A 16295-nucleotide genomic window follows, 5' to 3' on the forward strand; every position below is an offset into this window, starting at 1 on the left:
ATTATTCCACAATCGTCCGAAAAGTCAAATTCACCCGAGCTGTAGCTATCTTCTTCGTCGGCGGCAAACGGTGCAGCCAATAAGTTTGCGTTACGCCTTTCATCATCAGCAGACTGCCGTGCTCTAGGACCAACTCCACTTTTTCCCCACTCTTCTTGTGCTTAAAGGCAAACTTCCGCTCCGCTCCAAAGCTCATCGAGCCAATCGCTCCATTCTTTTTCAGGTCCGTTTCTCCGTCGCTGTGCCAAGCCATACCCTCGTCCCCATTGTGGTAAAGATTGAGAAGGCAGGAATTAAACGTCTCGCCGCTCTCTGCCTCGATCAAAGCCTTCAACTCCAGCAGTTCCTTGGTCCAGGGAAGTGACCGTTTGGTTGTATTGGAATAGGTGTACTCGAACTCCTTCTCTCCATACCAAGCCACCTTCCGCTTGGTGATGATCTTTTTGCCAAAAATCACCGCTTCGTCATTCCTCCATTCAATCGTCTCCAGTAGACACTTGAGGTAGTATTTGGATTGCTCTTGTGACAAAAGCTTTCCGTAGTAGTGAACCGTCCCGTCGTAAGGGAGCCAGTTTTTTTCTCGGTCTATTTCCTTTTCGAATAGTTCCATCTTTCGTATTCCTCTTTCATGCAATGCCCACAGGGGCGAAAATTCCTTTCCAATGCTTCAGCCTCTGAAGTGAAAAACACCCGATTTTCCGCTTTCATCCGCTTGCCCGACCCGCAGGATAACTTTCCGTATATCTTCAACTTGCTATTGCCCGCAAAGGTCAACTCGCCTTTACGGATAAAGGTTCTCAGCATTACAGCATCCAAATCACCATGCTTTACCATCTCGCTAGCTCACAGCATCGTGGAAAATGATACCCAAAGTATGTCGGCTTCCGCTTTTCACCTCGCTCACGCCGTGCTTCATGTTTACGCGATAATACCCGTTGGCACCTTTCGCCGGTTTGAAATTGGTCGTGAAGATCAACATATCCCCCTTCTTCGGCTTCAGCACGATGGCTTTGGATTGGGCTCTGGGTATCTGCTGAGTAAGCACAAACTCGCCTCCCGTATAATCCCTTTCCGGCTCATCCAAAAACAAAACGACTTGGATCGGAAAATATACTTCCCCGTAGAGGTCCTGATGCAAGGTATTGAATCCGCCTGTTCCATATTTCAAGATCAAGACCGTTGCTTTTTGTTGGCCGAAGCGATGACATTGACGAAGAAAATCCTCGTGCTCTTTTGGAAATTGTACTCCGACTTTCAAAGCGGAAAACCAGGCATTGGCGATCGGCGCAAGGTGGGAATACACTTCGGTTCGGATCGTGTGAATCAGCTCCGGCAGGGGATAGTCAAAATACTTGTATTCCCCCAAACCGAATCGGTGACGCGCCATCACAACGGTCTTTCGATACTGGCCGTGATTTGTGTAGTCCGCCTTCAAGGCCTCACCTTGCTCATCGCTTAGTAGCTTGGGCAGAATCGCATATCCTGCCTGATGCATTTCTTCCGTGATACCTCTCCAATCAGCATCCTGAATTTTCTGAATGATATTGTGCATCCCGTCTCAGATTTGCGAATAAACTTTCGCTCCTTCCCAACCAATAATTGCCGCCTTACGGGTAGGTCCCCACATATAGCCCCCAAACTCACCAGAGGACTGGATCACGCGATGACAGGGAATCAGAAAGGCAACTGGATTGCTGCCGATGGCCGTTCCTACCGCCCTCGAAGCCTTGACGTTGCCAATTTGCTCGGCAATGTGACCGTAGGTCTGGAGCTTCCCCATGGGGATTTTGAGTAGGCTCTCCCAGACTTTCAGCTGAAAGTCGGTGCCCCGAAGGTGCAGCTTGATTTTGCCCAGCTTGCTCCAATCCGTTTGGAAGATAAAGAGTGCATGCTGTTGGAACATGTCCAGCTTTTGCCCAAAGTCCGCGTTGGGGAATTTTGCTTTCAGCTCATTTAGCGCTTTTTCTTCATTTTCCTCAAAGGCCATGTAGCATACGCCCTTTGACGTGGAGGCGACGATCAAGGCCCCAAAAGGGCTTTCCGCAAAACTGTAGTTGATTTTTAGACTTTTCCCTCCGTCCCTGTATTCGGCTGGGGTCATCCCCTCGATCGTGACAAACAAATCATGAAGGCGGCTGGTGCTGGAGAGCCCGGTCTCGAAGGCAGTTTCAAACAGGCTAGCCTGCTCCTTTTTGAGTATTTTCTTGGCGTGCTCTACGCTGATATATTGGAGAAACTTTTTGGGGCTGGTGCCAGCCCAATCCGTAAACATGCGCTGAAAATGCGAAGGGCTTAAATGAATCTGTTCAGCGACCTCCTCCAGCTTAGGCTGGGATTTGAAGTTCTTTTTGAGGTACTCGATGGCTTCCGCGATCCGCTGATAGTTGAGATCTGTCTGTGTTTGCATGGCGTTCAAATTTATGGGACAAATCTTCAAAATCCGTTACAGCGATAAAATCCGAAAGTTGCTGAGTTTGCAAGTTTCGTCCTTAAGGGACTTTCCATTTTTTCTGCCTTGTCAATTCTACCGAGCTAGCTTCCCGCAGGAATTAGTCTCTATTTCTCCAGTACCAGTATAGGAATGGCAATAAAAAAGGCCTGTGCGGACACAGGCCTTGTAGTTTTGAGATACAAAATAAGTGAAGGATTACTCCTTCACTTCTTCAAAATCGACATATTCGCCGCCTTCGATATTCTTTTTCCGCTTTTCTAGCTCCTCCTTGGGGATAAAGTCCACATTCACCGCATCCTTTGGTCGGGATGCTCTTTGCTGGGCCCGCTGCTGCTCCATAGCAGCCTCATTGACCTGCTTGGCAAATTGGGCGAGCTTCGATCGTAGAAAGTATCGGAGCAGCTGGCCCAATAGCCAGCCGACTCCAAGTAGAATGACAAGAAATTTTACCAAAACATGTTTTGTTTTTGCGAGCTGGATTATCTACTCAGGTACCAGTTTCGTTCGGAGTAGATCTTTAGGAAATAGTCGTCCATCAGGTCATCGATAAAGTAGATCGCTTCCCCGGTAGATTTCATTTCCGGTCCCAGTTCTTTGTTTACATTCGGGAACTTGTGGAAGGAGAACACTGGCTCTTTGATCGCATAGCCCTTTTTCACAGGCTTGAACTCAAAGTCGGTGACTTTTTTCTCTCCCAGCATCACCTTGGTAGCGTAGTTTACATACGGTTCCTGATAGGCCTTGCAGATAAAAGGTACGGTTCGCGAAGCTCTTGGGTTGGCTTCGATCACATAAACCTTGTCGTTTTTGATCGCAAACTGGATGTTGATCAGTCCGACCGTCTTAAGTGCCAAGGCGATTTTCTGCGTGTATGTCTCGATCTGACGGATCACCAAATCGCCCAAGTTGTAAGGAGGCAATACCGCGTAGGAGTCTCCAGAGTGGATACCGGCTGGCTCGATGTGCTGCATGATCCCGATGATGTACACATTTTCCCCGTCGCAGATTGCATCTGCTTCAGCCTCAATGGCTCCCTCTAGAAAATGATCCAGCAGGATTTCGTTGTTTGGAATGTCACGAAGGACATTGACCACGTGTTCTTCGAGTTCCTTTTCGTTGATTACGATCTTCATGCCCTGTCCTCCCAAAACGTAGCTGGGACGTACGAGCAAGGGGAAGCCAATCGTCTTGCAAAGCTCAAGAGCCTCGTCGGTATTGTGTATCGTGCCAAATTCAGGGTAGGGCACGTTGAGGTCCTTCAAAAGCGTAGAAAACAAGCCTCTATCTTCGGCCAGATCCAGCGCTTCGAAGCTTGTGCCGATGATCTTGATGCCGTATTTCTCCAGCTTCTCCGCCAGCTTTAGCGCGGTCTGTCCACCCAGCTGTACGATTACACCCTCGGGATTTTCGTGCAGGATGATCTCATAGATATGCTCCCAAAACACCGGCTCGAAGTAAAGCTTATCGGCAATGTCAAAGTCTGTCGAAACTGTCTCCGGGTTACAGTTGATCATGATGGTCTCGTAGCCGCATTCCTTGGCGGCCAAAACCCCGTGGACACAGGAGTAGTCAAATTCGATTCCCTGCCCGACTCGGTTTGGTCCGGAACCTAAAACCACCACTTTCTTCTTGTCCGTCCTCACGGATTCGTTTTCCTCTCCGAAGGATGAATAATAGTAAGGCGTCTTGGCCTCAAATTCCGCCGCACAGGTATCCACGAGCTTATATACACGCTTGATGCCCATCTCCTTATAGCGCTTGTTAAACACTTCGCTTTCCAAGCAGTCCAGCAGGTGAGCGATTTGACGGTCGGCATAGCCCATTTTCTTGGCTTTGTCCATGACCTCCCGAGGTACCGTATCGATTTTATATTTACCCAATTCCGCTTCGAAATGGATCAATTCTTCGATTTGCTTGAGGAACCACTTGTCGATTTTGGTCAGATCGTGGATAGTTCTGAAGGAAATACCTAGCTTGAAGGCATCGTAAACATGGAACAATCGGTTCCAGCTTGGATTAGCCAAAGAATAGAGAATCTGCGCCTGATCGGTCAGTTCCTTGCCATCAGCGCCCAAGCCGTTTCTCTTGATTTCAAGGGATTGACAAGCTTTCTGAAGCGCTTCCTGGAAGTTGCGGCCGATACCCATCACTTCACCTACTGCTTTCATCGACAATCCCAATCTTCTGTCTGCACCTTTGAACTTGTCAAAATTCCAGCGAGGGATCTTCACGATGACATAGTCGATGGCCGGCTCGAAATATGCCGAAGTAGTTCCGGTAATAGAATTAGGCAACTCGTCCAAATTGTATCCAATCGCCAATTTAGCAGCCACTTTCGCAATCGGATAACCAGTAGCTTTGGAAGCCAAGGCCGAGGAGCGAGATACCCGAGGGTTGATCTCGATGCCGATGATGGTCTCGTTGTCGGGGCTGACAGAAAACTGTACGTTACAGCCTCCGGCAAAATTCCCGATGCTGTTCATCATGGTGATCGCATAGTTTCTCATGCGCTGATATACTGTGTCAGGCAGAGTCATGGCAGGAGCCACAGTGATGGAGTCTCCTGTGTGGACGCCCATCGGGTCAAAGTTTTCTATGGAACATATCACGATCATGTTCCCAATATTGTCCCGCATGACCTCCAGCTCATATTCTTTCCAGCCCAGGATACTCTGCTCGATGAGCACCTCGTGTACTGGAGAGGCCTGGAGGCCTGCGCTCAGGTATTTTTCGAAGTCTTCGGCTTTTTCCACAAAAGCACCTCCAGCACCACCCAAGGTATATGATGCTCTGATGATGAGTGGAAAACCGATCTCTTGGGCAATCTCCTTCCCCTGAAGAAAGGAGGTAGCGGTATCACCTTTACACACGCCCACGCCGATTTTCTCCATCAGTGCTTTGAACTTTTCGCGGTTTTCAGCCGTGTCGATCGCGTCAATGTCCACACCGATCATTCGTACTCCGAAGTTTTTCCAGATCCCTGCCTTTTCGCATTCGATGGCGAGGTTTAGGGCCGTCTGACCTCCCATGGTAGGGAGTACCGCATCGATGTCTGGATGCTCGGTCAGGATTTTCTTGATGGATTTCTTTTCCAGAGGAAGCAGGTACACGTTGTCTGCGGTCACTGGGTCTGTCATGATCGTCGCCGGGTTGGAGTTGATCAAGGTCACGGTGATGCCCTCCTCTCGGAGAGACCTTGCCGCCTGGGAGCCGGAATAGTCAAATTCGCAAGCTTGACCGATGACAATGGGACCTGAACCGATGATGAGAACGTGCTTAATGCTACTGTCTTTTGGCATTGTGAGGTAGGATAAGGAAAGAGATTTTACTGATGTCCAAATTGGGGCAAAATTAGATAAAATTATCCGAAGGGGGAAGGCCATGTCCGGTAAAAGTCTCCCTCTTACCGAGAAAAGTAAGATCGACTCTGCATTTCATCCCTTGCCAAATAATTCTGTTCAAATCTCTATTTTCACCGAATGAACTGGAATTCCTTTAATTTTTTCCCTGTGATGGGAGAACCGCTCACCGCGACAAACAGCAAAAAACTCGACTTCTCAGCCAGCAATTCCGATCTGCAAACGCTGGATATTTCCGATACCTCGGCGTTTGAGGCCTACGTCTTCGGACAGCTGAGAGACACTGGCAAAACCTATGGGATAGGAGGATATCTAGAAAACCGGGCGATCTATGGTAGGAGTGAGGTCTTCGGATCGACAGCAGGAGAATTTCGGACCATCCACCTGGGTGTGGACATCTGGACCCAAGCAGGAGCCCCGATCTTCTCACCCTACCCGGGCAGGGTTCACAGCTTTCAAGACAATGCCGGCTTCGGCAACTATGGCCCTACCATTATTTTGGAGCACGAGCTAGACGGAAGACGCCTGCATTCACTTTATGGCCATCTCATGCGGATCGACTTGGAAAGTTTAAAAATTGGTCAGGAATTCAAAGCCGGAGACCTCCTTTGCCATGTTGGGCCCTATCCCGAAAACGGAGACTGGCCGGCTCACCTGCATTTCCAATTGATATGGGATCTGGGTGAAGCTTGGGGAGATTATCCCGGTGTCGCCGCAGAAAGGGATTTGGAACATTATCGGAAAAATTGCCCGGATCCCAATTTGGTCTTGGGGAGCGGGCTATTGGAGTAGATGTTTTAGCAAAAAAAGCAGCCCCTCAATTATTCTTCATCTAGGGTAAAAATGTAAGGCTGACAGCGTGTTGGCTGGGCGAATAAAGATACATCTTCTGGAGCGCCGGCCATGGAACAAACTCGTTACACCGTGCGCTGCGATCAAGAAATCCGGCTGTAGTAGGACCACACCTTCCATCTCCGTTACCTTCGCGGATACAAGGGGATTCTCGTCGGCCTGGCTGAGCTGATCCAGCGTCGTCACCCAAATTAGATGACGGCCAAATGCCTTTCAGGATTTTTTGAGGTGGGAAAAAGCAGGGCCAGCTATCGCATCTACATGCTATAGCTGCAGCCTAGAAGTTTCATGATCGAGATTTGAGACGTTTTTATAACCTTCATACAAACAAGTCTCCCAAAGAAATCCGCCATAAAGAATTTGGAAAACTTCCGTCAAATTGATATTCTTATAAGACAATGTGTACAAGACCTTCCAAACCCAGGTGACCAATGCAGCAGATTTCTATTTTTAGCGCATAGCAAAATGATACCGGAATACTGGGGATTTCACCCTTTGTACATAGCAAACAGAAATTGACACATCATATCCGAGCACAGAAAAAAGCACAGCCTCAATCAACATGGGAACCGAAGCACGCCGGTGGCCTGAGAAAGACAAAATTGGTTGAAAATACGTCGAGGAACATATATTCATTCCAACAGGTATCTAAACAATACACCTGCTGTTGGCGAAACTTACCCCGAGAAGATGAGGAAATTGTTAGGCTCTCCTTTGGCAAAAATCACAGTAGTGATAGCAATGGCCCCGTTGAAATATATCGTGTTTTCGGAAAACCGAAAATCCAACTAGTTACAGATAGTGACAAACCCTACTTCCAAGCATCAATTTTGAGCAAATAGTCGCCAAACATTTTGTAGACAAACATGTTGGACATCAATGTATCAAGACATGAAAAAAAACATTCTAGTAACAGGATCTCACCGTTCAGGCACGACATGGGTAGGTAAAATAATGGCTAAAGCTAAAGGCGCCCACTATGTGCATGAGCCATTCAACCTTTCACCTGAGCTTGAAAGAAAACACTCACCACTATCCTATTGGTTTGAATATCTAGACGATGAAACTTCTAGAGAGCACCAAAATAAAGTAAAAGATTACGTCAATTCATTTAGTACTGTACTACATGTAAATACCATTAAGAGATTAGTACAGATTCGACGTCTCGGAAAGCTGCGAAAATATTTTAAAGACATAGTTAATCGCCCTTTGGCTGACAGAACAATTATCAAAGATCCGATAGCCATCATGTCAGCTGAGTGGATATATAAAAACCACGATGTTGACGTGGTGGTTTTGATACGGCATCCGGCTGCATTTGTAGCGAGTATAAAAGTCAAAAACTGGCATTTTGACTTTGCGCAATATGAAAAGCAACACGCTTTAATGAAGAAACATCTATCTAACTACAAAGCCATCATTAACGAGTTTGCGAATAACAAAAAAGACATTATCGACCAAGGAATATTATTATGGAACACCATACATGAAGTAATTTTAAACTATCAAAATAAATATGAGAAGGAGTGGCACTTTGTCAAACATGAAGATTTATCTGCCGACCCAATTTTAGAATTTGGAAAATTATTTTCTGGACTTGGTTTAGATTTTGACTCAAAGGTCCAAGCTTACGTAAACGTAACTTCCAATTCAGAACAAAACTCAGACATAGTAAAAAAATCTACTGCGATAGCGAACGTAAACAGAAACTCGAGTGAGAATATCAAAGCTTGGAAAAAGCGATTGTCTGAAGATGAAATAGAACGGATAAAAACTGGAACAAAAGGTTTATGGGAGAAATTTTATGTCGAGGATGACTGGTAATTGCACACACCCCTCAAGGACGATCATTCTGTCCTCTGCCATAGCCCCACGGTATATCTCCTAATTCACTTCCCTAATGCTTTTTGAAAATCTCACATTGGCTTTGCCCAGATGTTCCCTTCTTTCCCATGCATTTGTTATCAAAATGTGTAGTAAGCCATAGGCCCAACCCCTGTTTACCTAAGCATTTCCTCTTTTGAAAGTCCGTCTATCGTCCAAAAGGTCGTATCCACCTGCGGGCTCAGTCTCCATAAACCTGATTTTTTTCCAAATGTCCGGTCTTGGTCCAAAAAAACATGGACTAAAAGACATTTTCCCAATATCTTAGGCTAAGGCACAAGGACAGCTTCTAGGTAACCGACCGAACCCAAAAACCACCGTGGATGAAAACCCCGTTCAGCATTTTACTTAGTTTCTTTTTTCTGATGGGCACCGTGGGCTTTGCCCAAGAACACTCTATCCCCAAGCTGGAAAATCCCATCACCGTAGAGTACCTGAAAAAAAACTTGTGGAAATCCCAGCCACGATTGGTTTACAATTCCGGAATTCTCAAAAATCTCAAGTCACGGCTCAAAACCGATTCCGTCCTGCAGAGCATGCATGCAGTGATTTTGGAGGACGCAGACGCCATCTTGGACCAGCCGCTGCTGAAACGGGAGCTTGAAGGCCGCCGCCTACTCGCTGTTTCCCGTGAAATGCTCTGGAGGATCAATATGCTGGGCTACCGGTACCTGATGGACCGAGAGCCTCGCATCCTCGACCGTATCAACGAGGAAGTGCTTGCCGTCTGCGGTTTTTCCGACTGGAATCCTTCCCACTATCTCGACGTGGCCGAAATGTCCACTGCGGTGGCTTTTGCTCTGGACTGGACCGCTGGTGACCTGCCAAAATCCACCCAGGACTTAGCAAAAAAATCCCTCATCGAAAAGGGTATCATCCCAAGCTGGCCTGAAAATGGTCAATCCCCGAGCTGGGCCTATGGTACGAACAACTGGAACCAAGTCTGCAACGGGGGAATGATTGCCGCGTCAATCGCCATCGCTGATCTCGATCCTGAGCTAGCCGCGAAGACCATTTGGCGAGCTTTGGATGGCTTACCCCATTCCTTAGTCGAATATGGGCCCGATGGGGTGTACCCCGAGGGCTCCACCTACTGGGCTTATGGCACGAGCTTCTCGGTGATCACCGCTGCGATGCTGGAGACCGCCTTCGGTCAGGATTTTGGGCACTGGGAATACCCGGGATTCCAAGAGAGCGCCGTCTTTCGAACGCTTGCCAATGCCCCCTCGGGTTGGTATTACAACTTTGCCGACTGTGGGGACCAGCGCAGTGAAGGGGGTGACGTCATCTTGGCTTGGTTTGCCGCCAAGTCTGGAAACCCCCATTTCTTCGAAAAAAAGCGGTTTTTAAAAGCTTCTCAGATTCCCGACAAGCTTTTTCGACTGAGTGGTGCCTCCATGGCCTGGCTTTCCCAATACCAGGAGGAGGACGGAGAAAAAGTCCCAACTGCTTGGAAAGGCGAGGGCTCCAATCCAGTAGTCATCTTCACCGGCGGAGAAGACGATCCTCATGGCTATTATTTCGGGGGAAAAGGCGGTCGAGGCATGGTCAACCACGGAAATATGGACGGAGGCTCCTTTATCTTTGAGCTAAATGGTGTACGCTGGTCAATTGATCCAGGCAACCAAAACTACCATGAGCTGGAAAAAGTCGGGTTCGATCTATGGGGAAGGTGTCAAAGCTGCGAACGCTGGACCTTGCTCACCAAAAACAACTTTGGCCATAGCACCATCACCATCAACGACTCCCTCCACCGCACCGATGGCCTAGTCACCTTGACCGACTTCAAAGACGGAACCAATCCTGAAGCGACTTTTGACCTGAGTCCTACCTTGGGTGATCTGGTCAAATCCGCCTCCCGCAAGTTCGTGAAAGACAGCCCGGCTTCTATCACCATCGAAGATGAGATTGAAATTTCGGAAAAAACCCAATTGATCACTTGGCAGATGATGACCATAGCTGACGTGGAAATCGCAGAGTATGGTGCGATTTTGACACAGGAAGGAAAATCCCTGAAGCTTGAAAACCTCTCCCACCCGGGCCTAAGCATTTCCGTAATATCACTTGATCCAGCTCCGCTCGCGCTCGACCGACAGATCGAAGGCCTCAAGCGCATCGAAATCCGAATTCCCGCCTGGTCTATCGAAGATGGGAAAACCCAAATCAAAGTGAGGCTATCCGGAGAATAACAACAGCGCAGCAATTTGCAAATCCCCTAAACTAAGCAGACCATGAACCCAGAAATCCAAAGTTACAACCAAAACCAAATCCACCCTGACCAGGAAATCTGTAAGCTCCTAGCTGAGACGATTGACCGAGAGCTGCCCGATGCAGAAAGCAAAGTGTGGCATGCGCATCCGGTATGGTTTCTCGAGGGTAATCCCATCGTAGGCTACAGCAAACAGAAAAAGGGCATGCGGTTGATGTTTTGGAGCGGGGCGGATTTTGGGGAAGAATCACTCGCCGTACTCGGAGAAAAATTCAAGGACGCCTCCATCTTCTATCATGAAGCCTCGGAAATCAACCTGGAAGACTTCAAGCGCTGGCTGCAAAAGTCCCGGGAAATCCAATGGGACTACAAAAACATCGTAAAAAGAAAAGGAAGGCTGGACAGGCTGAAATGAAAAAAAGCTACCCTTAATTTCCGCGAGCTGAGAAATTCCCCAGCAACTCGATGGCCGGAAAACCGAGGGCGGCAGCCATTTATTTTTAATTATTACAATTCCATATTACCTGACTTTCAGAACACTATTGCTCTTTTTTGGGTAAATTCCTCAGAAACAAAACCACAAAGCCATGTCTATCCGTATTGCCTCCAGCTGCAACCACTGCAATTCTTTTACCGAAGCCCATCTGTGTAAAACCCACGAGCTGAAAGTAAGCGAAGAATATACCTGCGACCAGTTTTCTATCCTGCAGCAGCTCAACAACTCCATGCACTGCAACAGCTGCGTACGCCATCACCGTGCCGACTGCGCACATCCCGATCTGGCTGCCGACGGCATGCTCTGCGCCAGCTGGGCTCCAAAAGTGTAGACCAACCGACCACCTATCGCAATAACAGATAGATCCCAAATAAAGAGTTGGCAAGGTCCGGTTTGTCAACTCTATTTTATTTCCTCGGATGAAAATCTGTCAGGGTCTGCCTTAAATAATCCCGATCCAAGTGCGTATAAATCTCGGTCGTCGTGATGCTCTCGTGTCCCAGCATCTCCTGCACGGCCCTTAGGTCGGCGCCCCCCTCGATGAGATGCGTGGCAAAGGAGTGACGAAAAGTATGGGGACTGATATTTTTATGGATTCCGGCTTGCTCGGCGGTTTTTTTGATGATCAGGAAGATCATCACCCGGGTGAGCTTCTGCCCCCGGCGGTTGAGAAAAACAAACTCTTCATGGCCCTTGGTGGGAATCTGATGAACCCGAACCTGATCCTGATAGATTTTGAGATACTTTAGGGCATCTTTCCCGATCGGTACGAGTCGCTCCTTATTTCCCTTTCCCACGATCTTCAAAAAGCCAATTTCCGCAAAAATTTGGCCCTTTTTCAATTCGGTCAGTTCAGACACGCGAAGTCCGGAGCTGTAGAGCATTTCCAGTATAGCCCGATTCCGATGGCCTTCCGGCTCACCAAGGGGAATGGCTTCCAACAATTGTTCGATTTCTTGGAAACTGAGTGTATCGGGAAGTTTTCTTCCAAGCTTGGGCGCTTCGAGTAGCTGGGAGGGGTCTTCTTTGACCCGGTCCTCGTACATGAGAAAGCGATAGAATGCTTTTACCCCCGAGATGATCCGCGCTTGGGTAAAAGGGGAAATCTCCAACGCCGCCAAGGCATTAACAAAACGGCGAAGGTGCTCCAACTCCATCTCCAAAGGGCTTTTTCCAGAAAATTCGGCAGTGGCAAAAGCAGCCAGCTTTTCCACGTCTCTGGTGTAAGCTTCAATGGAGTTTTCACTCAGGGAGCGCTCGAGCTTTAGGTAATGTCGGAATTGACGGATAAGTTGAGGCCACATAGTAGTCAAAATCAACCCTCCAAGGGTTCCAAAACCAATGGAGGGTTTGGTTGATCATCGTAAGGATGTAAAGTTGGAAAGTTGGACCAACCTTACAACCTTGTCGCCCTGCAACTTTCCGACTTTTTTTCAAAACATTGTCATATAAACTCCCCGGTCTGCCGATTAAGTAGTGTAAATGAACCGCAACCAGCTAGAAATTTTTCTCCGCGATCACCATAGAGAAGCCTTCCTTTGGGCCAGGCAATGCTGTGGTTTTGACGGGGAAATGGCCAAGGATGTGATTCAGCAGACCTATTTGAAAATCCTGGAGGGCAAAGCCCGCCTAAAGCACGACGGCAATTGCAAAACCTGGTTGTTTTCCGTCATCCGATTTACGTCTATCGACGAATTGAGGAAATCTGGGAAATCGCAAAGTTTGGACCCGGAAGTGGAAATCATCTGGGAAGAACAGGAACCCGAGCCGGAAAACTATGAAGGGATGGTTCGCCGCCTTCCGAGAATGCAGCAGGAGGTGATGTTGATGGTGTTTTACCACGAGATGACACTGGAGCAGTGCGCCGCTGTGATGCAACTGCACATCGGCACGGTACGCACGCACTACGACCGGGGAAAGAAAAGACTGAAGGAATGGATCGAAAAAACACGGGTGACGCAATGAAATCGAGCATGCGGGCATTGGTATACAGTGGAATGATTAGTAGCTATGCGAGATTCCATGTCGCCTTAAAGAAACAATGAAAAGCACATGAAACGAGTTGAAGAAGACCAAGACTTACGCGGCTTTTTCGATGCGATGATCGAGAAAGACCTGGATATACCCACTCCGGATTTTCCGGAGGTGAAAAAGCCAAAAACCATTAGTTGGTGGATTCCGGCAGGAATTGCCGCTTCGTTGGCAGCAGGATTTTTTCTCTTTTTGGAAAAAGAACCCGTCACCCCTCCAGCTCCCATCGGCGAGGTGATCATCATCACGCTGGAGGAAGGTCCAGATCAGGAATTGCAGTTTAACATCGAAGAAACTACGGAAATGGAAATTTGGGAGTCACCCACTGCCTCCCTCCTGACAGAATTTTAAAACTTAACCAACTTCTTAACATCCTAAACTCATGAAAAACACCCTTTTATTCTTATTTGTCCTACTTGCAGGATATGCTCAGGGACAGGTCGTGGCTACAGGATCCCCGGCTATGACCTATGTGAGCAAAGGTTCCGGGGACATGTTTCAAAGTAATCTTTATTCGGCGGACCGAATCATGGATATGAGAGACAAGCTTAACCTAACGGACGCTCAGGCCACCAAGATCAAAAAAATCCATGCGGAAAATGCCGGACAATTTTCCACCCTAAAATGGGATTTGGAAGAAGAGAACGCTAAGCTGAAAAAGATGCTTGAGCCCAATAAAATTGACCAAGTAGCGGTAAACAAGCAGATGGACAAAATCCTCGATCTGGAAAACCAGCTGAAGAAAAAGCAGCTCAACAATCTGGTCGCCATCAAAAACGAGTTGACTGAAGAACAGCTGATAACTTTGGCCCAAAACCAAGTCTATGTTGTTCGTGCTGATGGCGTAAAAGGCCCTGTAAAAATCGTGGATGGGGTAGCGATTTCATCTTCTGTATCTGGTTACACCACCGCCTACGATTCGCCAAAAGTGGCGCTCAGCATTGCGGGAACACCCTCTGGGGCGCAGCCGGTATTCTATATCGAAACCAAGAGCGGCCTTAAAAAAGTCCCCACTTTGGAAGGAGTTAACCCGAAAGACATCGAGGCAATCAATGTGCTCAAAGGCGACGAAGCGACAAAATTGTATGGAAAAGATGGGGAAAACGGCGTAATCGTGATCAAGCTGAAGAATAAGCCAGAATAAGTTCTCAAACCTGCATGACGACAAAAAAGGAAGCTCGAAAGCTTCCTTTTTTGTTGATCAAAGTGCGGCCAAAAGCCTTGAAAGATGGCTGGTGTCAATCCAAAAACTTCCAGCTCGCCTTGTGGTTTTTGTCCAATGGTTTGCCGGTGACTTTGGCTCGCAAGATCTCAATCGGCATCGCATTTTGGGTCATGATCAAGTCGTGGAACTCCTTCTCTGGCATTTTTCCTGAATCCACCATTTCTTTTCTTAGGGAATAGATCTCTAAGGCTCCGATCATGTAGGCAATTTGATACAGCGGTCCGTAGCTTCCTTCAAATGATCTTCTTACCTCCGCCTCGGCATTGGCGCGCTCATGGCCTACCTTGTCGACCAAGAGGTCTATGCATTGTTGCGGTGTCATCTGCTCAAGATGATAACTGAGCGAAAAAATAATCCTCGCGCAACGGTGCATTCTCCAGAATAGCATACCCACCTTGTCTTTGGCATCTCTTGGGAAATTGCGATCCCAAAGCACAAACTCCCAATAGAGCGCCCATCCTTCCGTCCAAAACGGCGTACCAAACATCCGGCGATGCGTCATGTAGCGCTGATTCATGAATTGCTGCAAATGATGACCAGGGATCAACTCGTGCTGAACAGTGGCGCGGGAGAAATGCGGGTTGTTCCCCCGCATGGACATCATCTTGTCCTCATGGCTCATTTCCGAGGTTGGATAAGCGATTTGGATTACTTCACCGCCAAGGAAGAACGGACTCACTCGTTGCCGCTCGGGAGAAATCATGATTGTTCTCCAAGTCTCTTTCGCTAGCGGAGGCACGGTGATCCAGCCGTTTTCCTCCATGATTCCAATAGCTTCCTCACCCAATCTGGCCACCTCTTCCGGCCAAGCTCCAGCTGGCAGATAGGTGTTTTTCACCATTTCCAGAGCGGCTTTCCAGTCATTGCCGAAGCCAAGTTCGTTGGAAGCTTTGAGCATTTCTTTCTCACACCAAGCAAACTGCTTCTCCGCCTCGGCGATCAATTCCTCAGGCGTATAGGCGATCATTTCAAAGCCCAGTTGTTTTTCCAGGGCTTCGCGTCCGATGGGCTTTCCGATGATCCCAGAGCCGTCATCTTTTACCGAATTGGTATAGTGCTCGCGCAAAGCTTTGGCATAGGCATTCATACTGGCATCCAATTTTTTCCAAGGCTCAGGCATCCACCAAGTGAAGGAAGGATCGTAGTCGAAATAAAAGTCATAAGCTTCTTTGACCACTTTGTTCAAGCTCTCGACAGCTTGGGCTGCAAGGTCGGCCTTTTGCCAAGAGGTGTATTTTGAGGTGGACGGCAAAGCCTTGAGTTGGGCATCCACGGCTTTTGCGACTTCATTCCAAGTGGCCGCAAGTTTTTGGGATTCAGGTTGCTTCGCCCTCCTTCGAGCAACGACAAATTCTTCAAGGGGCTTTCCAAAGGCTACCACCGAGTTGATTTCTGAAAATGCCCGCTGGTCCAGATCCAAAACAGCCAGCTCTTCTTCAAGGAAATTTCGGAACAGGACGTAGTCTATCTTGCCATCCTCGGAAAGGCTGCCATAGTTTTGCGACTTCAAAGTCTTCAGGTAATCTTGGTTGAATGCCTGCATTCGGGTAAAATATTCCTCGGAAAGACGATTGGTATAAAGTCTTCCAAGGGCTCCGCGATCCGCCTGGTAGGTTTGGATCAGGGTCACCAGCTCGGTTGCCCAAGTCAGCGTCGTGCAAAAAACAAGCACGAAGGATAGTAAGGTCTTTTTCATGGTTGGGGTTTTTCTTTGGTCTTTTTTTGAACAAGGAACTGACCAATTAGGGCTATTTTTTTGATTTCCGCTTGACCAATCACGGAATTTA

16 protein-coding genes are annotated in these 16295 nt (G+C 47.9%); 8 read left to right on the plus strand and 8 right to left on the minus strand.

The genetic code is table 11. The features are described from left to right. Position 1: 1 nt before the first annotated feature. From J0A67_RS13680 to carB, 6 genes are all read right to left on the minus strand, one after another. Positions 2–610: an alpha-ketoglutarate-dependent dioxygenase AlkB family protein gene (locus J0A67_RS13680; RefSeq protein ID WP_206569928.1), complete on the minus strand. Its 609-nt coding sequence runs from the start codon at positions 608–610 to the stop codon at positions 2–4. Beyond that, complete coding sequence (locus J0A67_RS23175; RefSeq protein WP_206569929.1) at positions 586–834, minus strand: Ada metal-binding domain-containing protein; 249 nt, start codon at positions 832–834, stop codon at positions 586–588. Before J0A67_RS23175 ends, J0A67_RS13680 begins: the two co-directional genes overlap by 25 nt. A 4-nt stretch (positions 835–838) precedes the next feature. Next, the gene (locus J0A67_RS13690; RefSeq protein WP_206569930.1) at positions 839–1552 is read right to left on the minus strand and encodes a 2OG-Fe(II) oxygenase; all 714 of its coding nucleotides are present in this window, start codon (positions 1550–1552) and stop codon (positions 839–841) included. A 6-nt stretch (positions 1553–1558) separates the two neighbouring features. Continuing rightward, on the minus strand, positions 1559–2407 hold the full coding sequence (locus J0A67_RS13695) for a methylated-DNA--[protein]-cysteine S-methyltransferase (RefSeq protein WP_206569931.1): 849 nt from the start codon (positions 2405–2407) through the stop codon (positions 1559–1561). A 240-nt stretch (positions 2408–2647) separates the two neighbouring features. Then, entirely contained in the window at positions 2648–2905 is a 258-nt protein-coding gene (locus tag J0A67_RS13700; RefSeq protein WP_206569932.1) for a DUF4834 family protein, read from the minus strand. A gap of 26 nt (positions 2906–2931) precedes the next feature. Beyond that, a complete protein-coding gene (gene carB, locus J0A67_RS13705; protein ID WP_206569933.1) occupies positions 2932–5751 on the minus strand; it encodes a carbamoyl-phosphate synthase large subunit in 2820 nt (939 codons plus the stop codon). Between the two features lie 180 nt (positions 5752–5931). On the opposite strand from carB, the gene J0A67_RS13710 reads away from it, so the two are divergent. The 5 genes from J0A67_RS13710 (at position 5932) to J0A67_RS13730 (ending at position 11583) form a co-directional block, all read left to right on the plus strand. After that, positions 5932–6603, plus strand: coding sequence for a peptidoglycan DD-metalloendopeptidase family protein (locus J0A67_RS13710; RefSeq protein ID WP_206569934.1), 672 nt, complete (start codon positions 5932–5934; stop codon positions 6601–6603). 951 nt (positions 6604–7554) lie between these two features. Next, positions 7555–8487, plus strand: a complete 933-nt coding sequence (locus J0A67_RS13715) for a sulfotransferase (RefSeq protein WP_206569935.1) — start codon at positions 7555–7557, stop codon at positions 8485–8487. 383 nt (positions 8488–8870) lie between these two features. Then, positions 8871–10736, plus strand: coding sequence for a heparinase II/III domain-containing protein (locus tag J0A67_RS13720; protein ID WP_206569936.1), 1866 nt, complete (start codon positions 8871–8873; stop codon positions 10734–10736). Positions 10737–10778: 42 nt separating this feature from the next. Next, complete coding sequence (locus tag J0A67_RS13725) at positions 10779–11171, plus strand: DUF1801 domain-containing protein (RefSeq protein ID WP_206569937.1); 393 nt, start codon at positions 10779–10781, stop codon at positions 11169–11171. A 172-nt stretch (positions 11172–11343) separates the two neighbouring features. After that, positions 11344–11583 (plus strand): hypothetical protein, encoded by a 240-nt coding sequence (locus tag J0A67_RS13730; protein WP_206569938.1) that lies wholly within the window; start codon positions 11344–11346, stop codon positions 11581–11583. Between the two features lie 76 nt (positions 11584–11659). Here the strand turns inward: J0A67_RS13730 and xerD are convergent, their stop codons facing one another. Beyond that, on the minus strand, positions 11660–12556 hold the full coding sequence (gene xerD, locus J0A67_RS13735) for a site-specific tyrosine recombinase XerD (RefSeq protein ID WP_206569939.1): 897 nt from the start codon (positions 12554–12556) through the stop codon (positions 11660–11662). 178 nt (positions 12557–12734) lie between these two features. Between xerD and J0A67_RS13740 the strand changes: the two genes are divergently transcribed. The 3 genes from J0A67_RS13740 to J0A67_RS13750 all read left to right on the plus strand — a co-directional run bounded on the left by J0A67_RS13740 (position 12735) and on the right by J0A67_RS13750 (position 14427). Next, the gene (locus J0A67_RS13740) at positions 12735–13217 is read left to right on the plus strand and encodes an RNA polymerase sigma factor (protein ID WP_206569940.1); all 483 of its coding nucleotides are present in this window, start codon (positions 12735–12737) and stop codon (positions 13215–13217) included. Positions 13218–13304: 87 nt separating this feature from the next. After that, positions 13305–13634 carry a hypothetical protein gene (locus tag J0A67_RS13745; protein ID WP_206569941.1) on the plus strand — a complete coding sequence of 110 codons (330 nt, stop codon included), beginning with the start codon at positions 13305–13307 and terminating at the stop codon, positions 13632–13634. Positions 13635–13665: 31 nt separating this feature from the next. After that, positions 13666–14427, plus strand: coding sequence for a Spy/CpxP family protein refolding chaperone (locus J0A67_RS13750; RefSeq protein ID WP_206569942.1), 762 nt, complete (start codon positions 13666–13668; stop codon positions 14425–14427). A gap of 94 nt (positions 14428–14521) precedes the next feature. Here the strand turns inward: J0A67_RS13750 and J0A67_RS13755 are convergent, their stop codons facing one another. Continuing rightward, positions 14522–16204 carry a DUF885 family protein gene (locus tag J0A67_RS13755; RefSeq protein ID WP_206569943.1) on the minus strand — a complete coding sequence of 561 codons (1683 nt, stop codon included), beginning with the start codon at positions 16202–16204 and terminating at the stop codon, positions 14522–14524. Positions 16205–16295 lie beyond the last annotated feature (91 nt).

The organism is Algoriphagus aestuariicola, assembly GCF_017254835.1.
Classification (GTDB): Bacteria; Bacteroidota; Bacteroidia; order Cytophagales; family Cyclobacteriaceae; genus Algoriphagus; species Algoriphagus aestuariicola.